This window comes from Longimicrobium sp. (assembly GCF_036387355.1).
Taxonomy (GTDB): domain Bacteria; phylum Gemmatimonadota; class Gemmatimonadetes; order Longimicrobiales; family Longimicrobiaceae; genus Longimicrobium.
In genome coordinates this window covers 1-7,978 of record NZ_DASVTX010000588.1, presented here as the reverse complement: position 1 = coordinate 7,978, position 7,978 = coordinate 1, and the positions used below count along the sequence as shown (strand labels likewise).

6 protein-coding genes are annotated in these 7,978 nt (G+C 69.4%); 3 read left to right on the top strand and 3 right to left on the bottom strand.

Translation table 11 applies throughout. The features are described from left to right. The 3 genes from VF665_RS25520 to VF665_RS25510 all read left to right on the top strand — a co-directional run. A partial coding sequence (locus VF665_RS25520; protein ID WP_331056323.1) for a response regulator occupies positions 1 to 1,875 on the top strand: 1,875 nt, incomplete at its 5' end. 15 nt (positions 1,876 to 1,890) lie between these two features. After that, on the top strand, positions 1,891 to 2,289 hold the full coding sequence (locus VF665_RS25515) for a response regulator (RefSeq protein ID WP_331056322.1): 399 nt from the start codon (positions 1,891 to 1,893) through the stop codon (positions 2,287 to 2,289). After that, a complete protein-coding gene (locus VF665_RS25510; protein ID WP_331056321.1) occupies positions 2,286 to 3,707 on the top strand; it encodes a sensor histidine kinase in 1,422 nt (473 codons plus the stop codon). Before VF665_RS25515 ends, VF665_RS25510 begins: the two co-directional genes overlap by 4 nt. A 384-nt stretch (positions 3,708 to 4,091) precedes the next feature. Here VF665_RS25510 and VF665_RS25505 read toward each other — a convergent pair whose 3' ends face one another. The 3 genes from VF665_RS25505 to VF665_RS25495 all read right to left on the bottom strand — a co-directional run. Then, positions 4,092 to 4,466, bottom strand: a complete 375-nt coding sequence (locus VF665_RS25505; protein WP_331056320.1) for a hypothetical protein — start codon at positions 4,464 to 4,466, stop codon at positions 4,092 to 4,094. Between the two features lie 850 nt (positions 4,467 to 5,316). Continuing rightward, on the bottom strand, positions 5,317 to 7,173 hold the full coding sequence (locus VF665_RS25500) for a M2 family metallopeptidase (protein WP_414679535.1): 1,857 nt from the start codon (positions 7,171 to 7,173) through the stop codon (positions 5,317 to 5,319). Between the two features lie 552 nt (positions 7,174 to 7,725). After that, positions 7,726 to 7,978: integrase core domain-containing protein (locus VF665_RS25495; protein ID WP_331056318.1), on the bottom strand; the 253-nt coding region annotated here is incomplete at its 5' end.

Below are 7,978 nucleotides of genomic sequence, written 5' to 3'. Positions count from 1 at the left end.
TTCTACCAGACCTTTCAGGTCACGGCCGACGACACGGAGCAGCAGCTGATCTACCAGCTGGGCAACGGGCAGTGGGACATCCCCGCCCTGCGCACCCTGCTGGAGGAAATCATCCCCGCCAGCACCGTCTTCAACGACTTCGAGCTGGAGCACGAGTTTCCCGTCATCGGCCGGCGCGTCATGCTGCTGAACGCGCGCCGCCTGCAGGCCGGCCACCACGGCGAACTGCTCATGCTGGCGCTGGAGGACGTAACGGAGCGGCGGCGCGCGGAAGAAGAGGTGGCCCGCGCCCGCGAAGCAGCCGAAACGGCCAACCGCACCAAGAGCCTCTTTCTGGCCAACATGAGCCACGAGCTGCGCACCCCGCTCAACGCCATTCTCGGCTATTCCGAGATGCTGTACGAGGAGTCGGTGGAGCGCGGGCTGGACGAGTTCGCCGAAGACCTGGAAAAGATCGGCACCGCCGGCAAGCACCTTCTTTCGCTGATCAACGACATCCTGGACCTGTCCAAGATCGAAGCGGGAAAGATGGAGCTGTTTCTGGAAGACTTCGACGTGGGCGAGATGATGGGCGAAGTCACCTCGGCGCTGGCCGGGATGGCCGCCGCCAACGCCAACGCCCTTCACGTCGACATGGAGCCGGACCTGGGGCACATGCACGCCGACCAGGTGAAGGTGCGGCAGACCCTCTTCAACCTGCTCAGCAACGCGGTCAAGTTCACGGAGGGCGGCACCATCAGCGTGCACGGCGGCCGCGAGCGGATGGACGGGCGCGAGTGGATCGTCTTTCGCGTCACCGACACCGGGATCGGCATGAGCAGCGAGCAGCTGCTCAAGCTGTTCAAGGAGTTCACCCAGGCCGACGCGTCCACCACGCGCCGGTTTGGAGGGACGGGGCTGGGGCTGGCGCTTACCCGCAGCTTCTGCCAGCTCATGGGGGGCGACGTCACCGTGAGCAGCGTGGCGGGCGAGGGAAGCGTCTTCACCATCAAGCTCCCCGCCACCGTGGCCGGGCCGGACCCGGAGCCCGCCGACGCCCTGTCGCCGGCGCTGGCGGGCGTGATCGCCGGGGCCACCGAAGGGCTGGCGGGATCCAACTGCGTGCTGGTGATTGACGACGACCCCATGCAGCGCGATCTGATGCAGCGCTTTCTGAGCCGCGAGGGCTTTCGCGTCCTGGTGGCCAGCGGCGGCGAGGAGGGGTTGCGGCTGGCGCGGGAGATGCTGCCGGTGGCCATCACCCTGGACGTGATGATGCCGGGGATGGACGGGTGGAGCGTGCTGGCCGCGCTCAAGGCCGACCCGGCGCTCAGCCCCATTCCCGTCATCATGCTGACGATGGTGGACGACCCGCAGCGCGGCTCCCTGCTGGGCGCGGCGGAGTTCGCCACCAAGCCGGTGGACCGGGGCCGCCTGTCGTCCATCCTGCGGCGCTACACGTGCGGTGACGGCGCGGTGCTGGTGGTGGACAACGACGCCCCGTCGCGGGGGCTCATGCGGGTGCTGCTGCAGGCGGAGGGGTGGAGCGTGAACGAGGCCGCCAACGGGCGCGCCGCGCTGGAGTCCATGGCGCGCGAGCTTCCCCGCCTGATCCTGCTGGACCTGATGATGCCGGAGATGGACGGCTACCAGTTCACCGAAGAGGTGCGCCGCCATCCGGAATGGCACGCCGTCCCCATCGTCGTGGTGACCTCGCAGGACCTGAGCCGCGCCGACCGGGCGCGGCTGAGCGGCAACGTTCAGCTGGTGTTCCGCAAGCCGGGTGAAGCGCCGGAAAAGCTGCTGCACCGCGTACGTGAGCTGATCAGCGACCACGGCGCGGAGCGCTCCATCATCATCCGAAAGGGGGGAGAGAGGCGCGCGCTTCCCGCGTGAGCCCCTCGCACTGCCATGGCGAAGATCCTTCTGGTGGAAGACAACGAGATGAACCGCGACATGCTGTCGCGGCGGCTGGCGCGCAAGGGGCACGAGGTGCTGCTGGCGGTGGACGGCCAGAGCGGGATGGAGATGGTGCGCCGGCACGCGCCGGACCTGGTGCTGATGGACATGAGCCTTCCCGTGGTGGACGGGTGGGAGGCCACCCGCCGCCTCAAGGGCGACGAGGCCACGCGCCACATTCCCGTGATCGCGCTCACGGCGCACGCCATGTCCAGCGACCGCGGCAAGGCACTGGAGGCGGGGTGCGACGACTACGACACCAAGCCGGTGGAACTTCCGCGGCTGCTGGCCAAGATCGAGCTGCTGATCCAGCGCGCGGCGGGGCGCACCGCCGCGGAGGCGGCCCCGTGAGCACGGATGCGGCCGAGGCCGGGGTGGTGCGCCACCCCCTTCCCGCGCGCCTGATCCACGACCTGCGCACCCCTCTCTCGCAGATCATCGGCTACACGGAAATGATGGCCGAGCAGGCGCAGGAGGAGGACGCGCCGCGTTTTGTGCCCGACCTGCACAAGGTGACGGCCGCGGGCTACCGCATGCTGGGGGTGATCGAAACCCACTTTGCCGGCTTTGCCACCGGACCCGCCGACGAGGCGCCGGCCGACGACGCCGAGGCGGGGCCCGGCATTCGCGGCGGCATTTCCCTCGCCCAGTTCATCCTGAGCAACCGCGAGCCGATCCTGGCGGAGTGGGAGGCGTTCGCGCGCACCTGCGCCCCGGCGAGCACGGGAATGGACATTGACGGGCTGCGCGACCACGCCAACGCCATGCTCATGGTGATCGCGGAGGACCTGGTGACGCCGCAGACCGCGGGCGCCCAGTCCGACAAGAGCAAGGGCAACGCGCCCGTGGACGCCGCCGCCAAGGCCACGGCCGCCGAGGAGCACGGCGCCGACCGGGCGGAAAACGGCTTCACCGTCGAGCAGATGGTTTCCGAGTACCGCGCCCTGCGCGCCACGGTCATCCGGCTCTGGACCCGGGCGCGCGGCGTGCTGACGGCCGCGGACCTGGACGACCTGACGCGCTTCAACGAGGCGATCGACCAGGCGCTGGCGGAGTCCATCACCCGGTACAGCGACGACCTGGCGCGCTCGCGCGAGATGTTTCTGGGAATCCTGGGCCACGACCTGCGCACGCCGCTGGGCGCGGTGCTCACGTCCGCCAACTTCATGCTGCAGTCGCAGGATCTGCCGGCGCCCAGCCGAACCCTGGCCGCCACCATCGCGAACAGTTCCAACCGCATGGTGCAGATGGTGGGCGCGCTGCTGGACCTTACGCGCACCCGTCTGGGCGGGGGCATTCCCATCGTCGCCGCGCCCATGCACATGGGCCGCGCGGCGCGCGACGTGGTGAACGAGATGTTGGCCGCGCACCCGGACCGCACCATCCAGCTGGACATGGAAGGCGATCTGGACGGGGAGTGGGACTGCGCCCGCATCAGCCAGGCGCTCAGCAACCTGGTGGCGAACGCGCTGGACCACGGCCGGCCGGACGGGGTGGTCGTGGTGCGCATCCGCGGCGATGCGCGCGAGGTCACGCTGGCGGTGCACAACCACGGCGCCCGGATCACCGACGAGCGGCTGCGCACGCTGTTCGATCCCATGAAGGGGAGCAGCGGCAAGGCGCACGCGGGGTCGTCGGCCAACCTGGGTCTGGGGCTGTACATCGCGGAGCGCATCGTGCGCGCGCACGGCGGCTCCATTCACGTGGACTCGTCGGACGAGGCGGGGACGACGTTTTTGGTGCGGCTGCCGCGGGGGACCAGGGAATAGGGAATAGGGAATAGGGAATAGGGGGAACGTCTCTCCCGGATGGGATGTCGCGCCGGATCCGCGGATCACTTTGCGTGAGGGATGCGCGCCCGGAGGGCCGAGAACCCGGAGCGGCAGGCCACAGCAGTATCGTGCCCTGGTGCGGAGGGGGCTCGGCGCCGTTGGCAGCAGCTGTATCGTTGCCTACGGCGCGCGCAGCCCGGCCCGGCCCGGAGCGCAGCGCAGGGGCACGCCCTCATCCGCCGTCATCCTTTCCGGTTCCGCCTACCGCCGGGGGAATAGGGGGACGGCTCGGGGGGCGGGTTGGGCGGGGATCATTGGATGGGAAGGCGCCGCCCGGGCTGATGCCGGGCGGCGCTTCTCGCTTCTCTCCTCAGCGGCGGGTCAGAAGCCGAGTTCGTCGTCCTCCTCGTCCTCATCCTCCCCGTCTCCGTCGTCGTACAGGTTTTCCTGCACGGCGATGGTGAACTCGCCCGCGGCGCCGGACGGGCGCTCCAGCAGAAGGCGAATGAACTCCGGCAGGGGAAGCTCCTCGGCCTCGTCGCCGTCCACGCTGACGTGGAACGAGCGCTGAAATTCCGGCGGCGTGGCGTCGAACACGCGCTGCACCATCGCCACCACCGCCGCGTCCACGTCCGCAAGCCGGTGCACCACCTCGCTCTTGGCCTCCGCAAAGCGCGCGGTGGCCTCCTCCGCCGCGCCCAGCGCGGAGCCGACGGGGTCCTCGGGTTCGGGGGATGCGCGTTTGGTTTGTGCCATGCGGTGGCGAAATGCATGCGGCACGCCACGGCAAGGAGATACGGGAAGGGGGAGGGCGGACGGGGACTCGGAATCGGGAATCGGGAGGAGTGGCTGAGCGACTGAAGTCGCCGCAACAACGGCGGAAAGTCCCCCCAAACAGACGGGGGGACTTCACCTGCACGCGGCGGCGGGTACCGATGCGGGAAGACGGAATCAGGCGCGCCCTCAGCCCTCCGGAGCGGATGAAATGGATCCGTCGCTCTGAAAGCGGGAAGCCCCGACTCGTGGCCGCTGTCGCGTCCGCGATTGGGGCTTCAACCAACCCGGCGGAAAACTCGTCGTGTGCCGCCCGCGCCGAAGCATCGGACGCAGTTCGCGCAGGCGGACTCTGTGCTGTTCGAGCGGCGGATTCATTCGCGCTCAACGCAGGGACGCGCCGCACTCTGCGCTTCGACACCATGAGCGGGGCGGGCCTCAAACACCGCCGCCGGCCCCTGCGCCGAACGGCTCCCCCTCTCCCGCGGAGCGGGCGGAGGGGGGTTGGGGGGAGGGGGCCTCCTTCCGCCGCACCGGCACCCTCCGGAGCGCACCGTCGTTGCCGTTCTCCCCTCTCTGCGCGGCTGTTTGCGCCGGGAGGGGCCGGGGGAGGGGTGCAGCTGCCGTGTGCCCCCTCTCCCACATCTGTTCGTGGGAGAGGGTGGCGAGCTTTAGCGAGCCGGGTGAGGGCCACCCTCCGCCGCACGAACGAAATTCGGGGCGCCGAAATCATCCGGCGCCCCGATCCTCATCCTCCGATCCTCATCCTCCGATCCTCGTCATACGGTCCGCGTCATCCGCATACCCGCGGATCTCGCGACACGGTATGCGCTTACCAGCCTACGGGCTTGCCCTGGTTCTGGCGGTCCAGCCACGCCTTGAGCGGCGCGAAGTACTCCAGCATGGCGCCCGCATCCATCGTCCGCTCGCCGGTGGCGGCGTAGAGCGTTTCCTGCCAGGGACGGCTCTGCCCCGCCTCCAGCATGGTCTGCAGCTTCGCCCCCGCTTCCTTGCTGCCGTAGAACGAGCAGCGGTGCAGCGGGCCGGTGTACCCCGCCTCGCGGCACAGCGCGCGGTAGAACTGGAACTGGAGCACCCGGGCCAGAAAGTACCGCATGTACGGCGTGTTGGCCGGGATGTGGTACTTGGCGCCTGGATCAAAATCCGCCTCCGAGCGCGCCACCGGCGCCGAGATGCCCTGGTAGCGGTTGCGAAGCTCCCACCACGCCGCGTTGTAGTTGGCGGGCGTGATCTGCCCGCTGAACACGCCCCACCGCCACTTGTCCACCAGCAGGCCAAAGGGCAGGAACGCCACCTTGTCCATCGCCTGCCGCAACAGAAGCGCCGTATCCGCCGCGGCGGGCGGCACGCGGTCCAGCAGCCCCACCTGCCGCAGGTAGTCGGGCGTGATGCTCAGCGCCACCGCATCGCCGATGGCCTCGTGAAAGCCGTCGTTGGCGCCGTTGCGAAAGAGCGGCGGCTGCCCGCGGTACGCGCGCTGGTAGAAGTTGTGCCCCAGCTCGTGGTGGATGGTGACGAAGTCCTCCGCCGTGGGCGTGATGCACATCTTGATGCGCAGGTCCTCCTCATCGTCGATGTCCCACGCCGACGCGTGGCAGACCGCCTCGTGGTCCGTCGGCTGAACGAGCTGCGACCGCTGCCAGAAGGTCGCCGGAAGCGAGTCGAAGCCCATCGAAGTAAAGAAGCGCTCGCCGAAGCGCGTCATCTGCACGGCGTCCAGCTTCTTGGCCTCGATCAGCTCCGTGAGGTCGTACCCCGGCCCGGCGGCGTTCCGCGGCGCGACCAGCGGGTAGATGTTCCCCCACTCCTGCGCCCACACGTTGCCCAGCAGGTGCGCGGGAATCAGCCCGTTGGGCGGCACCACGTTGGGTCCATACTGCTCCGCCAGCCGCTGGCGCACGTAGGCGTGCAGCGACACGTACAGCGGGCGCACCTGCTGCCACAGCCGCTCCACCTCGGCCGAGAACTCGTCCGCGGGCATGTCGTAGCCGGCGCGCCACATGGCGCCCGCGTCGCTGTGGCCCAGTTCGCCCGCGCCCTTGTTGGCCAGTTGCACGAAACGGCTGTAGCGCTGGCGCATGGGCGCGCCCACGGCGTTCCATCCCCGCCACACGTCGCGCAGTTCGGCCTCGTTGCGGCTGGTGGCCATGATGCGCGTCACGTCGCCGATGTCCAGGCACTCGCCGCCCGCCTTGCAGTACTGGCCGCGGCCGTAGTCGGCCTCCATGCTGGCCGCCACCTGCGAAAGCTCGGTGGCCTCCTCCGGGTTGCCCGGCGGGGGGGCCACCAGCGCCAGCTTGAGCAGGTTCAGCTTGCGGCGCTGGTCGGCGGGAAGCTGCACGGCGTCGTAGCGGCGCGCCGCGAGGGCGCGGCGCTGCACGGCGACGGCCAGATTCTTCTGCGCCTCGGCGCTCATGGCCTCGGTGTCCACCGTAATGAAGGTGGCGGCGGTCCAGGAGGCCTGGTTGGCGCGTAGCGCCAGGTTGCGCAGTTCGGCCTCGGTCTGCGCGATGAACTCGGCGGCCTCGCCCGGCGTGGCGGGGCCGGCGGACTGCGCCGGGGCCGGCTGCGCCACGGGTGCGGGCGCGGGTGTGCGCGGCGCTCCGGCGCACGCGGCAGCCGCCGCGACCGCCAGCGCGCCAAGACCTGCGGACAGAATCCGTTGCATTCCGTTTGCGTCCTGAAAAACGTTCCGGTACAGGAGGGTTGAGCGAGCGCATACAGTGATGCGCAGGCCCGCTTTCCACAAGTACCGCAGGGACGACGCATGCAGCGGTCGCGTCACGGAGGATGATTGGCGGAGGTGAGGACGGGCCGTTGCTCGCGCGGTTCTGCGGGATGTGAGCGCGGCCGCGGCTGTGGCCCTCACCCCGCGCGCTGCGCGCGACGACCCTCTCCCACGGACAGATGTGGGAGAGGGAGCACACCCCGGTTCCGCGCCGATCTTCTGGCTCTTGAAGCAGTTGAAGCCCCGATCGCGGACGCGTCAGCGTCTGCGAGTCGGGGTTTACCGCTTTCAGAGCGGCGGATTCATCCGCTCAGGGAAACGCGGCGACGCAATCTCGTCGCTTCCGCGTGTGGGCCCCTCCCCCGCCCTCCCCCGCGCAAACAGCCGCGCGGAGAGGGGAGAACAGCAACCACGGTGCGCTTCGGAGGGTGCCGGTGCGGCGGAAGGAGGCCTGGACCTGCCCCGATTGCAAGGACACCGGGTTAGTGGGGATCAAGCGGCTTTTGGAAGCGACGCGCGCGTCGCTTCCAAAAGCCGCTTGTCGAACACCGCTGGCGTCAGGTACTCCAGGCTGGAATGCCTGCGCTGGCGGTTGTACCACACCTCTATGAAGTCGAAGATGGCCCGTCTCGCCTCGTTGCGCGTCTGCCAGTCCGCGCCCTCGATCAGCTCGATCTCGAGCGTCGCGAAGAAGCTCTCCGCTACCGCGTTGTCCCAGCAGTTCCCCTTACGGCTCATGCTGACC

What these genes read in the sequence shown, in the direction of transcription:
- VF665_RS25500 (WP_414679535.1), bottom strand. Translation starts at nt 7,173, where the DNA reads ATGCAACGGATTCTGTCCGCAGGTCTTGGCGCGCTGGCGGTCGCGGCG.
- VF665_RS25505 (WP_331056320.1), bottom strand. Translation starts at nt 4,466, where the DNA reads ATGGCACAAACCAAACGCGCATCCCCCGAACCCGAGGACCCCGTCGGC.
- VF665_RS25515 (WP_331056322.1), top strand. Translation starts at nt 1,891, where the DNA reads ATGGCGAAGATCCTTCTGGTGGAAGACAACGAGATGAACCGCGACATG.